Source organism: Psychrobacter sp. AOP31-B2-9, assembly GCF_052378005.1.
Classification (GTDB): Bacteria; Pseudomonadota; Gammaproteobacteria; order Pseudomonadales; family Moraxellaceae; genus Psychrobacter.
In genome coordinates, this window is the sequence record NZ_JBQSXG010000004.1 from 11,702 (window position 1) to 29,876 (window position 18,175).

An 18,175-nucleotide genomic window follows, 5' to 3' on the forward strand; every position below is an offset into this window, starting at 1 on the left:
AAGTGAGTGTTAGAGGACTTATCATACTTCATATTCATATGTTAATTAAAATGCTGTGCGAATAGTGATTTTGTAGCAGTAACTATAGCAGGTGACGTGGATAAATTTATTCAAATGGGTGGCAATGTTACTGAGAGTATCAAGCCAACACTAGTTAATGCATCGTCGCAAGACGATAGTCTTGATGTGCAGCAGTGGCAACGATACATAGAGCAAGAGATCGGTTTTGTGCTACCCAATGTTCAGCGGAAATGGTTGATCAATGCGATTGATAATACTGCATTATCCTATGGGTTGACTGCTAAAAAACTATGGAATCAGCTACCAAAAAATAATGAGATGCGTCAACAGCTATTAGATAACGTATTGATTCATGAAAGTCGATTTTTCCGTTATATGCCTTCTATAGAATTTGTCAAAAAATGTGCATTAGACAATCAGCGATTAAGGATTGCATCAGGCGGTAATAGTGGTGTTGTCAATACTTCTGATGAGTTGTTTCGAATTTGGAGTGTTGGTTGTGCAAGTGGTGAAGAAGTATGGTCATTGGCTATGAGTTTAGCTGCACAGCAATTGAAAAATCACGTAATACTAGGTACTGATGTTAGCCAACAAGCTATTATAAATGCAGAACTAGGGTACTATAATAATAGACAAAAGTTATTGATACCTCCTAGTTATCAGCAGTTTGTTCAACCATTGTATGAGAATAGTGTGATTAGAAAGCCGAATGTTTGTGATTCGGCCACAACTAATGAAGCGACAACAAGTCATCAAGCACACTGGCAGATAGCACCAAGTTTGCAACAAAACGTTAGTTTCGCTTTACATAATATTATGGAAAAAACCCCACCTACCTCGCACCTTCAGCAGATCATAATTTGCCAAAATATGTTGATCTATTTTCGCAAGTTTGATCAGCGTGACATTTTAGCGAGGCTATCAGAGCAGTGCGTGTTAGGTGGGTACATTATATTGGCTCCAGGTGAGGCGCTATTTTGGCGTCCTTCAAATATGCGCCGTATTGCGCACCCACAGGTTAATGTGTGGCAGAAAATCAATGCCTAAATTAGTGCTTAGACGAGTTAGGATAACCCTATGAAAAACCAGCCCAATGACATAGTGACGCTTGAGTGGTTGTTACCACTGTTTAATCAGCAGTTATCACAGGTATTTAATGGCTGGCAGTTAGATAACGGCAACACTGATAGTGAGCAGATGGTGCAGTCTTATCATCAGGTTAGCGGTGCGCTGACTATGATTCGTCTTCCTTTGTTAGCCGATCTTGCCAATAAGTTGAGTTCACTGGTAGAAGCAAGTGATCATGATGGTATTTCTGTCAGCAACCGCCGTATCGGTCAGTTTGCGCATAGATTGCTACAGTGTGAGCTGAATCAATACTTGCGTACCAGTAGCTACAATACGATGTTAATTAATAACGCTGCTAATGATCTTGATCAAGCATTGTCAGCGCTAGGGGTCGTCATAGAGCCATCGGTAAGCCTTGTGGGTAGACATCAGCATGAGGGTTCAAATAATAATGCCGTCGATGATAATGTTATCGATAGTATAGACGTAATGGTTCCAGTCAGTAACATTACTACACCTTTGGCTCATCATCATTATCAACAGTTATTATTGGTTTGGCGACAGCAAGTACGAGAGCTGTTGGTGGCCAATACGAACCAATCTTCTGTATTAACAGTACTAGGATGCGTTAGCCAGTATTTATGGCAAACTGCTCAAGACGAAGACGTACAACGACTTTGGTATTTAACCGACTTGTGGTTAAACGATCTTGCTGATAACGATACCCCGTTACCTGAGCATTATGCACCAGTGCTAAGTCAGTTGGAACAAGTGATAGAGTCTCGTGTTGAGCAAGCTGAACTGTCAGTAACCGCTATCAGAAATCTAATTATTAGAGTCTACTTTGAATTAAGTAGTCTTGCACAAAGTAACGAAACCACTCAGTCTATACTAAATAACTTATTGCAAAATACAGGTACAGCACCACGTTTTTTACCGCGAATACTTAGTGAACTGGAAATGCTTATCTTTAACTTGGATAAGCCAGACACACTGCTAAACCACTTACAAAAAATTCAACGTCAGCTTGAGCGTCGAGGTTGGATATATTATGTGGGACAAGTGGAGTCAATTCTTACTAATATCGAGGATGTACTCTCATCAGAGAATGGCTTTACACAAGGCAAGTGGCAAATTGAGCGGCAGCTGCAAGAGTTATATAACGCCATTTATAATACTGAACAGACAATATCTCTTAAGATAGGAGATGCAGCTTCCTTTGTCACATTGCCTGACACGCTTAATAATACTGATACACCGTCTGACAGTTATCAGGTTACGAGCACTGCTAATAGTGATTTGCGTGAGCTGCGTACTGCAGTAGAAGACGTCAAGCAAAGCTTCAATGATTATGTACAGCGTCAAGACAGCCATTTATTGCCTACTGCTACCCATTTTTCTAGTATTGGTGACGCTTTTTCTGATATGGGTGTGCCAGAGGTACGTGAAACCATTAACACGCTGTCTAATATATTTACACAATTGGTGGATCATGAGATTGAGGCGCTTAGTTGGGATGTAACACAGGCAGTGGCTGAAGGGTTGACCTCTATTGAGTTGTTACTTGATTACCTTGCGCAGCAAGTCTTTGATCAAAAGCTACTCACTCAGGCAAATGAATATACAGCCAAAGCGACGCAGCTGCTTAATGATTATATTGCAGCACCAGATACGGTCAATGATACTTTTCTTACTCAAAAACCAGCGGCAACCAATGTACTGCGTTACGATGATAGTGGTGAAATTGCCCCTGCTAGTGAACAGAATATTCAAGATGAAGCTGTGACTGACTCTAATGAAGATGATGAGATGACGCAACAGCTAGAGGACACGGCAGTTGATAACATAGAGAGTGAGGCGTTAGCAGCAGTAAGAGAGCAAGTTAAGCCTGATGAGTTTGAGATGGATGCAGATATCAGGGATATCTTTATTGAGGAGGCGGGAGAGGTAATCACTGATCTGGAGGACTTCCTACCCATTTGGGAGCAAGATGCGCAAGATCTTACACCACTTACCGAAGTGCGTAGAGGTTTCCATACCTTAAAAGGTTCAGGCCGTATGGTTGGCGCCTTCAGTATCAGTGAGATGGCGTGGTCAATCGAAAACCTGCTTAATCGTTTGTTAGATAAGACATTACCTGTAACCGATAATGTCGTCAGCCTAGTAATGGAAACGGCAAAAATTTTACCAGTATTGGTCACAGATTTTGAAGCGGAACAAGTACCAAGCTTTGATCCTGCTATTATTATGCTAAAAAGCCATAACTTAATGACGCAGCAACCAATTAATAGCGGGTTAGGTCTACCTGAACCTGAGTCAGTCGATTCTGCATCAGAAAGTAGCTTAAAAGAAGAAGCAAGCGTAACAGTTCATGATACTGAGTTAGTAACTGATAATGACACGACTGATGAATCTCAAAAAATAAATGATGACAGTGACAGTAGAGATATGAGCGCATCACTGTCTGATATCGAGATTCCATCGGTACTCGTACCATTTATGCAGACCCCAGAACAGTTGGCTGCTGATGCTAATGATGCAGATCCAGATATTAAAGAGATATTTATAGAAGAGGCCAATGAAGTATTGGTTGAAATCTTACCTTTATATGAAAACTGGTGCCTGTCAATAACTGATTTAAGTGGATTGGCAGATATCCGCCGCGGTTTTCATACCTTAAAAGGTTCGGGCCGTATGGTAGGTGCTAACTACACTGCTGAGTTGGCTTGGGCGATAGAAAACATGCTTAATCGCATCTTGGATAATAGTATCGCTGCCTCAGTAGATATGAGAAAGCTGGTTGGAGATGTATTAGCAGCCTATCCTTCGATGTTGCTAGTATTCGAAAATAATCGTCAAGATTACCCTAGTATGTTACCGCTCTGGATTGCCTGTGCAAATGCTTATAGTAAACAGCATGGTGATGACTTCAGTTACTCTGATTTATATCATAATGACACATTGTCAAATACATCTGCTGCCAAAACCACGCAGGAATCATTGTTACCGTCTGATTTAGAAGAGGACAACCTTAACCAAAATAATGGCGAAGAAAGGATAGATGCTACGCTGGAAACAATCAATTCTGTGAATGAAATGATTGCAGAGGCTTCTATTGTTTTGGCACCTCAAAGCGATGAAGAAAAAGTATTTTGTGAGATATTTATCGATGAAGCAGAGGGATTATTGCAAAAAGTTGACCAATTCGTCGATGAACATCAAGGTGAATCTCATGTTGAAGTAACGGATGATATTGTCCGTGCTTTTCATACTTTAAGAGGTTCTTCTGGCTCTAGAGCTCTTGCTGCCATTAGTGAAGTGAGTGCGACTATAGAGCACAGTTTAGAGTTATTACAACAGCAAGATAAGGCTATGAACGCTCAGCACTTAGAGGCCTTAGCCAAGTCATCTACACTGATTTATAGTTATCTAAATAGCTATAAGAAAAATGTTCAATCGAAACATATCTTAGCAGAAGATATACCAAACCAACAAGATCAAGAGATAGCATCATTGCAAGCGATGCTTGATGAGCAAGATATCGCTTCTGATACTAAAGTCCTATCTGATAATAAACCAACGATAGCGAAGCTCTTAGATAATAATATTGATGAATTATTGGATGCTCAATGGGAACTGGATGATGCGCTTAATCAAGCTGAAATAGCTGATATTGAGGGATATATAGAGCAGCAACTATCACAAATAAAATATTTAGCTAAGAAAGCGCAAGAATTTCCAAAATTCACTTCCATTCTCAATGCGTTAGGTAACGCTTATGGTTACTTAAATGACAATCCTGAAAAAGCAAGAGATGCAGATAACCAAGCAATCTTGCATACTGGTCATGCTCAGTTAGTTGGCTTATTCGATGCATTGGCAGGTAGTACATCATTAAAAATCGATCAACAGGTTCTTGCTGACTTGCAGAGTATTTGTCAAGCAGATAACAGTCGTGAAGTTGAAGATGATTTTGTGGTTCGAGCCATCTCAGCACCCGAGTTGCAACTTGAGTCTATTGATACTGATGCGGAACTCTTAGAGATCTTTTTAGAAGAGGCGCAGGAGCTTGATGCTGCATTAGACGAAAGTTTCAATAAATGGCGTTCGGATATTAGTAATGTTAACGCACTGAAAGTGTTGCAACGTCATTTGCATACTATCAAAGGCGGCGCACGGATGGCAGGTATCCGTAGTATTGGTGATCTGACCCACGAAGCTGAAAGTGTCTATGAAGCCTTTGTAGAAAACAGACGAATACCAACCACTCAGTGGCTCGATATTATGCAGATAGTGCAAGACACAATGTCATTGCAAGTGATGCATATTGTGAGTTATAAAAAATCTTTTTTTGCCTCAGAACTCATTGAGCAGTTACAACAGCTTTTAAAAGCACAAAGCCTGCCAGAAGCGGTAGAGCTGACCGTCCCTGTACCCAAAAATCATTTTGAACCTGAGGTACAAAACACTGTTGACCAAAATACGAACAACAGTAGCGATGAAGTATTAGATGGCTTAAGCCTGGATCGCATGATTAAGCAGTCATGGGCTAATGGTTTACCAGACCCTGATATATTAGCGGTATTCTTAGAAGAAGCAGAAGAGCTTACTAATCGTAATAAGTATCTACAACTATTCTTAGAAAACACAGGAAATAAAACAGCACTACAAGCATTACAGCGTGACCTGCATACCATCAAAGGTGGTGCGCGAATGGTTTCTGCTACTGGTATCGCAGATCTGGCGCATGAGATGGAATCGGTTTATAAAGACTTTGTTGATAACCGCCGTCCGACTACTAAAAAAGTATTAGAGTTACTGGTTGCCAGTCATGATTGGTTAGCTGATGCAGTTTCTGTGCTTAGACAACAAGTCAATCCGCCAACGCCGGCATTACTAATTGAAGCATTGCAGCAATTTAGTAAAAACCCTGACAGCTTAAAGCAAGTACCTAAAGAATCTCTAAAAGCACAACGTGAAACACTCTTGATTGCTAGAGAGAAGCAGGATTCACAATATCTGGCAGAAGATATCAGTGAAATACCATCTATGCTTATCAATACGAATGAAGAAGATCGGAGTGTTGGTAATAGCGAGATGATTCGTATTTCAGGGGGCTTAGTTGAGCATATGATCAACTTGTCTGGTGAGTCCGCCATTAACCGTGCTCATATCGATATGGGCATGAGTAGTTTGACTAACAGCCTCGAAGAGATGGGTACGACAGTACAGCGACTGGCTGATCAGTTACGCCGAATGGAAATTGAGCTTGAAGCGCAAATCTTGTCTCAAATAGATGACGAACTTATTCAGAATGAAGGTTTTGACCCTCTAGAAATGGATCAATACTCCTCTTTGAACCAGCTATCAAAATCTTTGACAGAGTCAGCATCGGATTTGATCGATATTAATCAAACACTATTAGAAAAGACTCGTGATAGTGAAAGTCTTTTATTGCAACTATCACGCACGCAAACTGAGTTGCAAGATGGTCTGATGCACTCACGTATGGTACCGTTTACGCGTTTGACTCCGCGCCTTGAACGTATCGTACGCCAGACTGCTAATGAATTGAACAAGTCTGTTGAGTTAACGATTATCAACGCTGAAGACGAGATGGATAGAACCATTCTAGAGCGTATGACATCTCCACTTGAGCATATGCTTCGTAATGCTGTCGATCATGGTATCGAAAATACTTCAACACGTCTAAAAGCAGGTAAAGAACGTAGTGGACATATTACTCTCGAAATCAATCGCGAGGGTAGTGAGATTGTCATTCAGTTATCAGATGATGGTCGAGGAATTGATGTAGAAGCTGTTCGTGCCAAAGCGATCTCTCAAGGCCTTATTGATGCAGATGATAGAAGTCTCACAGACCTTGATATTATGCAATATATCTTTAATGCAGGATTGACGACCAGCAAACAAGTGACACAGATTTCTGGACGCGGCGTAGGCATGGACGTGGTGATCAGTGAGATTCGTCAATTAGGCGGCTCAGTATCAGTGGTCTCGGAGCTAGGTAAAGGGTCACGCTTTACTGTGCGCTTACCTTTGACTGTCGCCGTATCTGATGCTTTGGTCGTTCGTGCTGCAGATCGTTACTATGCGATACCGTTGGTTCAGATTGAGCGTGTGGTTCGTATTAATCCAGAAAAGCTATACGATTATTATCAGTCAGGTGATGCAACGTTGACGTTTGAAGATGTTGATTATCGGGTGCGTTATTTAAATGAGATCCTGTCAGGTAATAAGCTAAATGAGTTAGTTGTTAGCACCAATACAAGCTTACCGCTCATCATCATTAAAAACCGTACCGGACAAAATATTGCCCTACAAGTTGATCAAATTGCAGGATCACGTATTGAAGTGGTTGTAAAACCTTTGGGACAACAGTTATCGCACCTACTAGGTATTTCTGCAGCGACCATCATGGGTGATGGCTCTGTGATGCCGATCTTAGATCTGATTGCATTGATGCGTAATGCACAGATGGTCAAAAACATACCGCAAACTAAGGATGTGAAACAAAATAGCCTAGAGTCTAAGCCTACTGTCTTAGTGGTTGATGACTCGGTTACTGTACGTAAAGTGACATCACGCTTCTTAGAACGTCAAGGATTCAACGTGGCAGTTGCGAAAGATGGTGTTGATGCTATTGAAATATTACAAGACATGATACCCGACGTGATGTTGCTAGATATTGAGATGCCACGTATGGATGGTTTCGAGGTCGCCACCCAAGTTAGATACAATAAGCGCTTACAGCATATCCCAATTATCATGATTACATCACGTACTGGTGAAAAGCATCGTCAGCGTGCACTAGAGATTGGAGTGAATGATTACATGGGTAAGCCTTTCCAAGAACAAGCGCTGCTTAGTAAGATCCAACAGATACTGGGTCAAAAGGTCAGTCTAACTCATGAAGGATAATATAGGTGTTTTAGCACTGAAGGATAAAGACAAAGCTGATATCAAGGTGATGGTCGTTGCAGAAGAGCATCATCAGCGTATGGCCTTTTCTGATACTGTCCGTAGTTGTGGCTTTACCCTTGTTGGCTGTATGTCACGGGAGCAGTTGCAAGAAAAACCTGTGCTCTCGGATTTAGTTATTGATATATGGCTAATAGATAGTGACTTTGATGAAAGTATTGTGACTGCAACCACTGTTTCTAAACCAGCAACCGTATTGGTAGGTTTTAGTCAGGCACCATATCTTAATGAAGCCACACAATATGCTAAATGGCAGCGTAAGCTAAAGCGTAAGCTTGCGCATATGCTTGAATTACCAGTGCTGATAGATACGCCTGTTCACAAACCCAATAAGATTGATACAGACTGGGATTATGTGGTGTTTTTAGGTGCTTCTATGGGTGGTCCTAGCGCGATCAAAGAGTTTTTGGATAATTTATCAGTCAAGCTGCCTGTTTGTATCTTATTGGCGCATCATTTTAACAGAACCATGATTGATACCTTACCACGCATACTCAACCGTCATAATGATTGGCATTGTCAGGTCATTACATCGTCGCAACGGCTACGAGCAGGTAAGTGTCTTATTGCGCCTATTGATAAGCAAATTGTGTGTGACTCGACAGGCCGAGTTATTCTTTTAGAACAAGCTTGGGAAGGCGAGTATAAGCCCGCGATTGGTCAGATTCTCAAAAATACCAGCGATGTTTATGGTAGTGAGCTTATTAATATTATATTTTCAGGTATGGGTAATGATGGCTCTCAATATTTGGACCTCATTCAAGATAATAATAGTCAATTGTGGGCGCAGGATCCTAGTGTAAGTGCCTGTCCGAGTCAGCCTCAGGCTATCATTGATTCAGGATATTGTAGTTTTATTGGTAGTCCAACGGCTTTAGCACAGAAACTGACAGATTATATTGGTGAAAAGGCAAATGCAGCCTCTTCACATTAACTTATTGTGAGTGATGTATGAAACAAATTTTGAAACATTCGTTTGAAGCAGTTAGTTTGTTGACCACGACCAACGGCACGTTGGATGTTACTATTATTCCGGCATTTGACCAGCCTGACTGGGTAATTCCAAGCAGCTTAGTTTTGAGTGTGGATGATTATAACGAACGCACTTCAACTTATACTTGGCAGCAGCAGGAAGTGGCTGTATTTTCTTTACTGGCACAAGATATGACAGCAGAGAAAATGATTGTTTTAGAAGGTAATACTACAGAACATCGCTTAGCGTTACAAACAGCAGGTGAGTTACGCCAATTACAAGTTCGTATTTCAGAGGTCAAAGACATTGAGATGCCCGAACAATTTAAGGACACAAATATTGATGAAGCAGCGATAGCCTTTAATGAAAATGTTGTGCTATCCTACCTTTTTCAAACTGTTATGATAGGTGATACCGCTTATTTGGTACCAGATTTGGATAAGATTGCGCATCAGTTAGTAGATCTATAGCCTAATTTTTATATAAATATTTATTATTAAGTAAATGATTCAATCATCTTAATGGTCTTTAGTCGCTAAATAAGTAGATGTCTTTTATATATTTTTAATGGTAAATAACCAGCGATGAAGGTAACAAGGTAGAGTATGAGCAATACGAATTCAAACGTATCAAAATGGTCAGTAAGTAGCCGTATTTTTCACTGGATCAGTGCACTTTTATTATTGATCACCTGGGCAATGATGTTTTTGAACAATAATTTTGATAACAGCCTTTATATTGGATTGCATAAATCTTTTGGTGTGAGTTTATTATTCTGGATGATAGCGCGGGTAATTAACCGTGTCGTTACTAAAGCGCCACCCTCTATATCGATGCCTAAATGGCAATTATTATTGTCTCATTTATCTCATTTTGGATTATATGCCTTGTTGATAGCAATGCCAATGGTCGGTCTATTGATGTCTGTCTATGGTGGCCGACCTGTTGATGTTTTTGGTTTGTTTCAAATCCCTGTGTTTGTCACACCTGATAGAAGTTTGGCAAGATTCTATAATAATCTACATACGGATGTTATTTGGCAAGCCATTCTGGCATTCACGTTTGTTCATATCAGTGCAGCCTTGTATCATCAGTTTGTCAAAAAAGACAATTTAATGGCACGTATGAAATAGTGTACTTTCAAAAATTTATTCTTGTAAAATATCATGATATATCCTAAAAAAAGCCCTAAGTATAATTACTTAGGGCTTTTTTAGGATAATTTATAATAATTTAAGTCAATTACTACGACTTTATTTTTTATGCTCAGGCAAACTGATATTCATCTCTAGCACATCCAAACTGTCTTCAGAGCGATGATTGATATTAACATCATCAATCTGTACACCGTTGACATATTTATTAACGACTTCTAAAATTTCACGTTTCATTTTTTCGATACGATCAACAGTTAAGCGGTTGTTTAGGCGATTTTCGCTAGCAACAATTACTTTAAGACGTTCAGTGGCTAAATTAGCGCTACCTTTACTACTACTGTCGTCAGTGCCGAATAGGCTACTCCAGAATCCTTTTTTCTTACTCATTATTAACCCCCAAACCAGCGCTGTAATAAACTCTTTTTCTTCACGTCAAGATGACGTAGTGGACGTTCTTCACCTAAGAATCGGGCGACAATGTCATCATAACATTGACCGGCAACAGAGTCGGTATAGTGAATAACTGGCTCACCATGGTTAGAAGCTTCAAGTACTGCATGGCTTTCAGGGATAACTCCCAGTAAAGGCACTTTTAGGATGTCGTTAGAAATCGTATCGATATCCATCATCTCATTAGCGGCTGCACGCTCAGGATTATAACGAGTGATAACCAAATGCTCACGTACAGAGCCTTGATTCTCTTTAACTTTTTTAGTTTGGCTTTGTAAAATACCAATAATACGATCCGAGTCACGCACTGAAGAAATTTCAGGGTTAGTGACGATAATCGCTTCATCAGCATGATACATCGCTAACTGCGCACCACGTTCGATACCAGCAGGTGAGTCACAGATAATATAGTCAAACTGCTTAGACAGCTCATCCATAACTTCTGTTACACCTTCATCTGTTAAGGCATCTTTATCACGTGTTTGGCTAGCAGGTAATATGTATAGGTTTTCAAGCTGTTTGTCTTTAACCAGTGCTTGCGACAAGCGCGCGTTACCGTTAATAACATCAACAAAATCGTAAACAATTCGATTTTCACAACCCATGATCAAGTCTAGATTACGTAGACCTACATCAAAATCGATAACGACTGTTTTATAGCCACGCAATGCTAAACCAGCAGCAAAAGAGGCGCTTGTTGTGGTTTTGCCCACACCACCTTTACCTGAAGTGATTACAACTATCTTCGCCACAATGGCACACTCCTATGAATCAATGGGATATCTTTTGTAAAAGAGCACAATTGTATATTATTCATAATATTATATATATGTACTCCCTGCGAAGCTAGCCTAGCATAAATAAACAAAAATTTATAGCGAGTCTGTATTAAAGCAAGCAAACAACTTCTATATAAGCTATAAGGCTTTGCTACCTAAAATTTGTTAGTCAATACTGTCTATGATGAATAATAAAATAAATGCTCATGAAAAGTATAAATATTGTCATAAACAATGATTCATCATAGAACAGTTTTGTTAAATAAACTTGCTATGTTATTTAAAGTTTTTCGGCTTATGCTTCATTTATCACGGTAAATACCAATCCTTCGCCTTCTACAAATCTGACCTGTACAGCCTTGTCCACAACATGCGGAGGTAAATTGTCTCGTAGGCAATAGGTCCCTGCAACCGATACTAATGAAGGGTTGAAAACCTGGCAAAAAATCCGTGCATCTTTATCACCGGTAGCACCTGCAACCAAGCGACCTTGAGCGCGACCATAAACATGCAGACTGTTATCAGTGATTGCTTCAGCACCACTGTTGACGCTATTGGTCAAAATCAGATCGCCACCAACGTGGTTGAGGCTTTGTCCTGAACGTAGCATTTGATCATAAATCATACTGCTCATCTGCTCGTCACTTACTAGAGACTCTGTTGAGACTTCAGATATCGTTGTCTCAGTAGGTGACTCGTTGATTATAGTGGTTTGGTCGTCAGTAGTAGCGTTTGTATCGCTATCTTCTGAGACTTTGCTATTTTGCGTAACGGATTTTTTAGTGGATACGATACGCTCAATGCGTTTGCCGTCGGCTGGAAATATTGCCAAGTGCAGATCACGTGCCTGTGAGTCCATTGTGCTGGTTACCACACCGATGGGTTGAAGACCATACGACCATAACAACGCTACCAATGCTGATAAATCTTGCTCTATCTCGCTATCAATGAGAATAGGTATGTTGCTAGATTTATTACTAAAAGTCTCATTCAGCTGTGCTTCAATCGTGCTGAGATCATTTGTATTGAACTGTAAACGTGAAAAAGTTAGCATTTTTCCATAAAAAGCTAATGCTGGTGCGGCATTCGAGGTTTGGTCATCGTTATCTGAAACTGTCATATATACATCCTCAAGAAGTAATTCTGTCGCTGTGTTCACGGTGCTATTTTTATTATCTGTGTTAATTTTTTCGTTTGATAACCGTTTTTCTCATTTGCGTCTTCATTTTTTGAATGAAGACAAGCCTTGAAAGTAACCATTATAAGTTGAGCATATCTTGATGTTTCCATTGCTGTACTTTTACCTGCGCTTCCAACTCAGTCAAACTGTCATCAATGATACTAGAAATCAAGGTATCTAGCGCTGTATTATCAGTATTTATTTGTGCAACACCACGAGCAATTTCTACCATTAATGAATCTAGAATCTTAGGATCAAGGAGCCGTTCGTTTAAGGCATAAACAACGTTTTCACCTATATTATGTCCTACATGTTGCAACTGTGACTCAATCAGACCACCGGCAATGGGGATCATACGTAAGTAACGACGTAGTTCAGGTGTATTAGCCAAACCTTCTTCAATAGCGTTACCCACTTCATTGGCTAATATATTACCACCGCCTGAATCGGTCGTTAACGCCTGTAGTTTTGGTACCAGCTCGGTACGTAGTACAGACAATAATGCCGCTTCAATCTCATCGCGATTTCGTGCAACTGTAGATTCGATAAATGATTTGTGAGTATCTGAATTGGTCAATTCCTGCCGGAAGTTCTGGATGGTTGTCAAGATGACACGGTCAGAGAGCTCTTCTAGCAATAGATCAATATAGAACTTAATCCGATCGATCCAAGACTGTGGTAGTACTTGGTAGCCTAATTGGTATAAACGACGTCCGATGACCACTGCTCGAAACAAACGTAACGCACGTAATTGCGGAAAACAACCCAATACTTCATACCAATGTACAAAAGGAAAAAAGAACCATCGGTAATAGGTTTGTTGTGTGATGGCAATCATCCAACGCACAAATAACTCAGCGATTAAGAATATGGTAAAAAAACCACCGGCAGTACGTAATGGAACATGCACAGTATTTTGATACCAGCTTAATGACTCACCAATCGTCAGCCATTCGGCGGCATGAGTACTAAAGTTACTCATCAATATTGCATCAACACTAATCAACAACAGGTCGATACTAATGATGATAATCATCAAAATATCATAAGTAAGTTTTAATCGACTTGGTTGTGGGTGGTGGGGTTGCGGTGATTGATTGTTCGAGAGGTGATGTGATTGATTAGATATTGGTGCTGAGTCGAGCTGCGGGTTAGTAGTTGTCATAGAGGCGGGCACAGTCAAACCTTATAAATAATAAATGGTATAAAAAATAAGCAGTGGGTATAGGGCGTGTTCTTATTTGGAAGATAATGATGAAACTGGGATAAACTGTAGTTAAACAATAAACTATAGTCAAACGAACAGAATAGCACAAATAATATCGAGGTATGATCAAGCTGTTTGACGCAGTTTGGTAAAATTCACCCTATTTAAAGCTCAATGGTCAGCTTGAAGGCATGCCGCAGTATAGCGCTATTAACATCGTCAATGTTCAACAGACTTTAATCTGTCTTAAATAACGTGGCAGTTTTTTGACTTTGTTTTTTTAATTATTTTAGGCTTGAGGGTTGGTTTCAAAATCAGCCAACATCTCGGTAATCCGTTGGTCTTTGTTGTACCATATTTGCTCAACCCAATCAAACATTTGCTTCTTTACAGCTTCATCGTTTTCGTAGCCACCGTTTTGAATTCCGACAAACAACGAGTCAGGTATCTCGATATATCTGACATCAACCCCCAAGCGCTTGATATTACCTTTCCACAGATCAGTATACGTTGGTACACCATCAGGATAGACAATAGTCATATCTAATATACCATCGATATCTGCACCTAAGGCATTTATGGCGAGCGATAAACCACCTGCTCGTGGTTTTAATAAATGAGTATAAGGTGATTGCTGCTGAGCATGTTTAGCCTTGGTAAAACGGGTACCTTCTAAGTAATTTAACAAAGTAAAAGGTTTGTCTTTTAACAGCTCACAAGCACGTTTTGCTTCTTCAATATCTTTACCCTTTAATGAAGGGTTCTTGGCCACGGCTTCTTTTGAATGGCGACGCATCATTGGAAAGTCTAAAAAATAAAAGGCTTGCCCCACAATTGGAATGTAAATTAACTCAAATTTGGTAAAAAATCGCGTTAATGGCAAGCGCTTTTCACTAATATACTGCACGATGCTAGTATCGACCCAAGATTGATGATTACTGACGAGTAAGTATTTACCATCGGTATGCACCTCGTCAGGCAAATTGATACGCCAGTCTTTGCGTGGTAGCATATTATCAATTAAAGCATTATTACTGCTAATCCAATGAGTGGCAATTTTAATCACGGTTTTATCTGCAATAGGGGCGCCCGTGATAATTTTCCCCATGCCCATCAACCATAGAGGAATACTGCCGCCAAAACTATTGGCCGCAATGACGCCTGTGGCTGTCGCTAGCGAGATAGCTTTTCCTAATTTAGGCGTGCTTTGATGTATTTTTTTAATAGTAGAGGTCAGGCGCATACTAAATCCTTTTTGATCTATCTTACGAGTCTATAAGTTATCCATTGCTGATACTGCTTTTATCAAAAGGCTTTCAAAGAGGTTTATGCTTTTAGACGGCTAGAGAAAAACCTGAAACTACCGTTAAAGACGATTATTTAGTCGATAAGGTAATTTGTATAGTCATTCCACTATAAAAACATTACTGCGTTGACCTCGCTTGCCTCGTACTACTTTTAAATTGAATCGACTGTATTGCTTAGCGCTGATAAATAGCGTGACGTAATTTTAGCAGAAATCAATTAGAGTGTAAGAGTGTAAACGTGACTTACGATAGCAACTTATGATGGGTCATAACAAATGAGAAGGGCGTAAATACCTAAAAATTCATCCGCACTTCTCATACACAGTTGTGACAAAATATTACATATAGTTAGATTGTAATTGCCATAATAATGGAGAGCACCTGTAAAAAGTAGTCCCTAACTAATAGAAAATATTTAAAAAAAGCACGGCTTGTTCACAATTATTTAAACTTTTATCTAAAATTCAGAGGAAATATTATGCGTAATAAATTAATGATTGCAGCAGTAGCATCAGGTTTAGTCCTTAGTGGTTGTACCACTACCGCAGATGGTCAACAACGTCTGAATAAGACTGCAATTGGTGGTTTAGCGGGTGCACTTGGTGGTGCTGCTATCTCTAAAGCGACTGGCGGTGAAGAGACTGGCCGTGATGCCGCTATTGGTGCTGCGCTAGGTGCTGGTGTTGGCTACTATATGGAGCGTCAAGCTAAGCAGCTTGAGCAGCAAATGGCCGGTACAGGTGTGACTGTTGAGCAAGATCCCACAACAGGTAATATTGATTTAGTTATGCCAGGTAGCATCACTTTCTCTTTTGACAATGCAACGCTAAATTCATCTTTCAAGCCAACACTTGATAAGCTGGCTAGCACCATGAATCAATATAACCAAAATACTATTACTATCGCAGGTCACACTGATAGCCAAGGTTCAGATTCTTATAACATGGGTCTATCACGTGATCGAGCTTACTCAGTAGCAAACTATCTAACCGCTCAGGGTGTGGCTTCTAACCGTATTAATGTTGTAGCGTACGGAGAGTCACGTCCAGTAGCTGACAACAGTACAGATTATGGCCGTCAGCAAAACCGTCGTGTTGAGCTAACGGTTAATGCGCCACAGAGTGTAAACTAACTCACTACATAACGATAGTTATGTGATGGCTAGATGTATCAAATGCCAATATAAGAAAGATCAGCGTTCAGCTGGTCTTTTTTTATGTCTTTCATTTGATGATTTGGTTTAACGTGTTTTATATGCCTAAAGCATGGTTGATATGAAGTTGTTGATAATCGTTATTTGTTTAAAACGTATTTCTAAGGCACTGCCTTATTGTTCTATCATTAAGTATATTATTATTTAAAATTAAATATTGATAATGATTATCAATTATATTATAATTTGTAAAGTTTTCTTAACGTTGCAATACAATATTTTTATCGCACATGATAAATACACCATATACATCGTTAGAATATCTTGTGACAACACACACTAATATCATTGATAACGAGTCACAAACATCAACTTTTTTTGCTATATTTCCGAGGATATGTATGACGATTACTACAGTAACGAACCGTAAAATTTTACCAACTACCTTAGCTGCTGCGCTTGCAGGGTTACTGATGGTGTCAGGTTGTACCAAACAAACCGAAGAAAATACAGATGCAAATACTGAGGCCCAAGCAGAAGTACAAAGTACAGAATCTGCCGATACTACAGACTTGTCAACCACTGAGCAGGCCGATACTGATAGATTGATGGATAGCTATGCAAACATGGCACATGCGGCTTATAAAGACTCTTTAGATACTGCCAAATTGTTGCAAGCTGCAGTAGAGGCATATGTAGCCACACCAACACAGGAAAATCTAGAAGCAGCAAAAGCTGCCTATAAAGTTGCCCGTCAGCCGTACTCGCAAACGGAAGTTTTCCGTTTTGACGAAGGCTTCGTCACTGCCAATGATCAGCGTGCAATTGGCAGCGTTGATGGCTGGGAAGGACAAGTGAATGCTTGGCCACTTGATGAAGCATTGATTGATTATGTTAGTGACAGCTACGAAGGTGAGTACGATAGTCAAAACAATATCATCAATAGCGACAGTATTACGGTTGGTAGTGTCGAGCAGGATACCAGTAGCATTACTCCTGAACTGTTAGCAGAAATGAATGAGATTGGCGGTAGTGAAGCCAATGTGACAACTGGTTACCACGCTATCGAGTTTATGCTATGGGGTCAAGATACAAACGGTGTTAGCGAAGGTGCAGGCAACCGCCCTGTGACGGATTATGCAACAGAAGCAGGTCAATGTACTAGTGGTGATACTGTCAATGATGATGCCAGTATATGTGAGCGTCGTGGTGAATTCTTAACAGCCGCTGCTCAATTATTGGTAGATGATCTAACGGCGATGGAAGCCGAGTGGCAGCCAGAAAGTGAAAACACGTTGCGTAGCGATCTGATGGCACGTAAATATGATAATGGTTTACGCCAGATTATGTATCAAATGGGCAGTCTTGCACTAGGTGAGCTTGCATCTGAGCGTATGCAGGTCGCGTTTGTTACTGGTTCTACTGAAGATGAGCATGAGTGCTTTAGTGATTTGACACATCTAAGCTATGCGAATAATGCTCGCGGTATTCAAAACGTCTTTAACGGTAGCTATAAAACAGTCGATGGTCAAACAGTTGGCGGTTACGGTCTTAAAGACTATCTCGTTGATACTGACAACAAAGCGGTAGCTGACCAATTGGTTGCTGATTTTGCTAAAGTAGAATCTGCCTTTGATGTACTCGTAGAAAAAGGTGAAAAAGAGGGTATCAAGATTGATCAAATGATCGCTACCGTAGGTCAGGTGAGCAAAGACGGTATCTCTGCTGAAGAACAAAACGTTCGCCGCGGATGGGTTGAGGCTGGTATCACTGGTTTGCAAGAGCTGACCGTTGGTATTGAAAATGCTGCTAAAGCCGTCGGTATCGACAATTTAGATGCTGATGCGGGCTCACAGTTTTAAGTTGAAGCATCTGAACTCC

At 40.2% G+C, this 18,175-nt stretch carries 12 protein-coding genes; 7 read left to right on the forward strand and 5 right to left on the reverse strand.

All coding sequences use genetic code 11. The features are described 5' to 3' along the window. Positions 1–96: 96 nt before the first annotated feature. From ACT3SX_RS00985 to ACT3SX_RS01005, 5 genes are all read left to right on the forward strand, one after another. Positions 97–1,068 (forward strand): CheR family methyltransferase, encoded by a 972-nt coding sequence (locus ACT3SX_RS00985; protein WP_318779512.1) that lies wholly within the window; start codon positions 97–99, stop codon positions 1,066–1,068. A 30-nt stretch (positions 1,069–1,098) separates the two neighbouring features. Next, positions 1,099–8,028 carry an Hpt domain-containing protein gene (locus ACT3SX_RS00990; RefSeq protein WP_192991843.1) on the forward strand — a complete coding sequence of 2,310 codons (6,930 nt, stop codon included), beginning with the start codon at positions 1,099–1,101 and terminating at the stop codon, positions 8,026–8,028. After that, entirely contained in the window at positions 8,018–9,022 is a 1,005-nt protein-coding gene (locus tag ACT3SX_RS00995) for a chemotaxis protein CheB (RefSeq protein WP_192991842.1), read from the forward strand. The genes ACT3SX_RS00990 and ACT3SX_RS00995 overlap by 11 nt, the downstream gene beginning before the upstream one ends. Positions 9,023–9,039: 17 nt before the next feature. Further along, positions 9,040–9,531 carry a hypothetical protein gene (locus ACT3SX_RS01000; protein WP_192518542.1) on the forward strand — a complete coding sequence of 164 codons (492 nt, stop codon included), beginning with the start codon at positions 9,040–9,042 and terminating at the stop codon, positions 9,529–9,531. A 135-nt stretch (positions 9,532–9,666) separates the two neighbouring features. Continuing rightward, positions 9,667–10,194 carry a cytochrome b gene (locus ACT3SX_RS01005; RefSeq protein WP_192518541.1) on the forward strand — a complete coding sequence of 176 codons (528 nt, stop codon included), beginning with the start codon at positions 9,667–9,669 and terminating at the stop codon, positions 10,192–10,194. A gap of 120 nt (positions 10,195–10,314) precedes the next feature. Here the strand turns inward: ACT3SX_RS01005 and minE are convergent, their stop codons facing one another. The 5 genes from minE to ACT3SX_RS01030 form a co-directional block, all read right to left on the reverse strand. Further along, entirely contained in the window at positions 10,315–10,605 is a 291-nt protein-coding gene (gene minE / locus ACT3SX_RS01010; protein WP_192518540.1) for a cell division topological specificity factor MinE, read from the reverse strand. Positions 10,606–10,607: 2 nt separating this feature from the next. Continuing rightward, positions 10,608–11,420 carry a septum site-determining protein MinD gene (gene minD / locus ACT3SX_RS01015; RefSeq protein ID WP_192518539.1) on the reverse strand — a complete coding sequence of 271 codons (813 nt, stop codon included), beginning with the start codon at positions 11,418–11,420 and terminating at the stop codon, positions 10,608–10,610. A 322-nt stretch (positions 11,421–11,742) separates the two neighbouring features. After that, complete coding sequence (gene minC / locus ACT3SX_RS01020; RefSeq protein ID WP_192518538.1) at positions 11,743–12,567, reverse strand: septum site-determining protein MinC; 825 nt, start codon at positions 12,565–12,567, stop codon at positions 11,743–11,745. 139 nt (positions 12,568–12,706) lie between these two features. After that, entirely contained in the window at positions 12,707–13,804 is a 1,098-nt protein-coding gene (locus ACT3SX_RS01025; RefSeq protein ID WP_192518537.1) for a hypothetical protein, read from the reverse strand. A gap of 319 nt (positions 13,805–14,123) precedes the next feature. Then, positions 14,124–15,077, reverse strand: coding sequence for an acyltransferase (locus ACT3SX_RS01030; RefSeq protein WP_192991841.1), 954 nt, complete (start codon positions 15,075–15,077; stop codon positions 14,124–14,126). Between the two features lie 542 nt (positions 15,078–15,619). Here ACT3SX_RS01030 and ACT3SX_RS01035 point away from each other — a divergent pair. Then, complete coding sequence (locus ACT3SX_RS01035) at positions 15,620–16,273, forward strand: OmpA family protein (protein WP_192518535.1); 654 nt, start codon at positions 15,620–15,622, stop codon at positions 16,271–16,273. Positions 16,274–16,695: 422 nt separating this feature from the next. Further along, complete coding sequence (locus ACT3SX_RS01040) at positions 16,696–18,156, forward strand: imelysin family protein (RefSeq protein ID WP_192518534.1); 1,461 nt, start codon at positions 16,696–16,698, stop codon at positions 18,154–18,156. Positions 18,157–18,175: the final 19 nt, after the last annotated feature.

Coding starts and splice junctions, on each gene's coding strand:
- ACT3SX_RS00990 (WP_192991843.1), top strand. CDS start 1,099: ATGAAAAACCAGCCCAATGACATAGTGACGCTTGAGTGGTTGTTACCA.
- ACT3SX_RS00995 (WP_192991842.1), top strand. CDS start 8,018: ATGAAGGATAATATAGGTGTTTTAGCACTGAAGGATAAAGACAAAGCT.
- ACT3SX_RS01000 (WP_192518542.1), top strand. CDS start 9,040: ATGAAACAAATTTTGAAACATTCGTTTGAAGCAGTTAGTTTGTTGACC.
- ACT3SX_RS01005 (WP_192518541.1), top strand. CDS start 9,667: ATGAGCAATACGAATTCAAACGTATCAAAATGGTCAGTAAGTAGCCGT.
- minE (WP_192518540.1), bottom strand. CDS start 10,605: ATGAGTAAGAAAAAAGGATTCTGGAGTAGCCTATTCGGCACTGACGAC.
- minC (WP_192518538.1), bottom strand. CDS start 12,567: ATGACAGTTTCAGATAACGATGACCAAACCTCGAATGCCGCACCAGCA.
- ACT3SX_RS01030 (WP_192991841.1), bottom strand. CDS start 15,077: ATGCGCCTGACCTCTACTATTAAAAAAATACATCAAAGCACGCCTAAA.
- ACT3SX_RS01035 (WP_192518535.1), top strand. CDS start 15,620: ATGCGTAATAAATTAATGATTGCAGCAGTAGCATCAGGTTTAGTCCTT.
- ACT3SX_RS01040 (WP_192518534.1), top strand. CDS start 16,696: ATGACGATTACTACAGTAACGAACCGTAAAATTTTACCAACTACCTTA.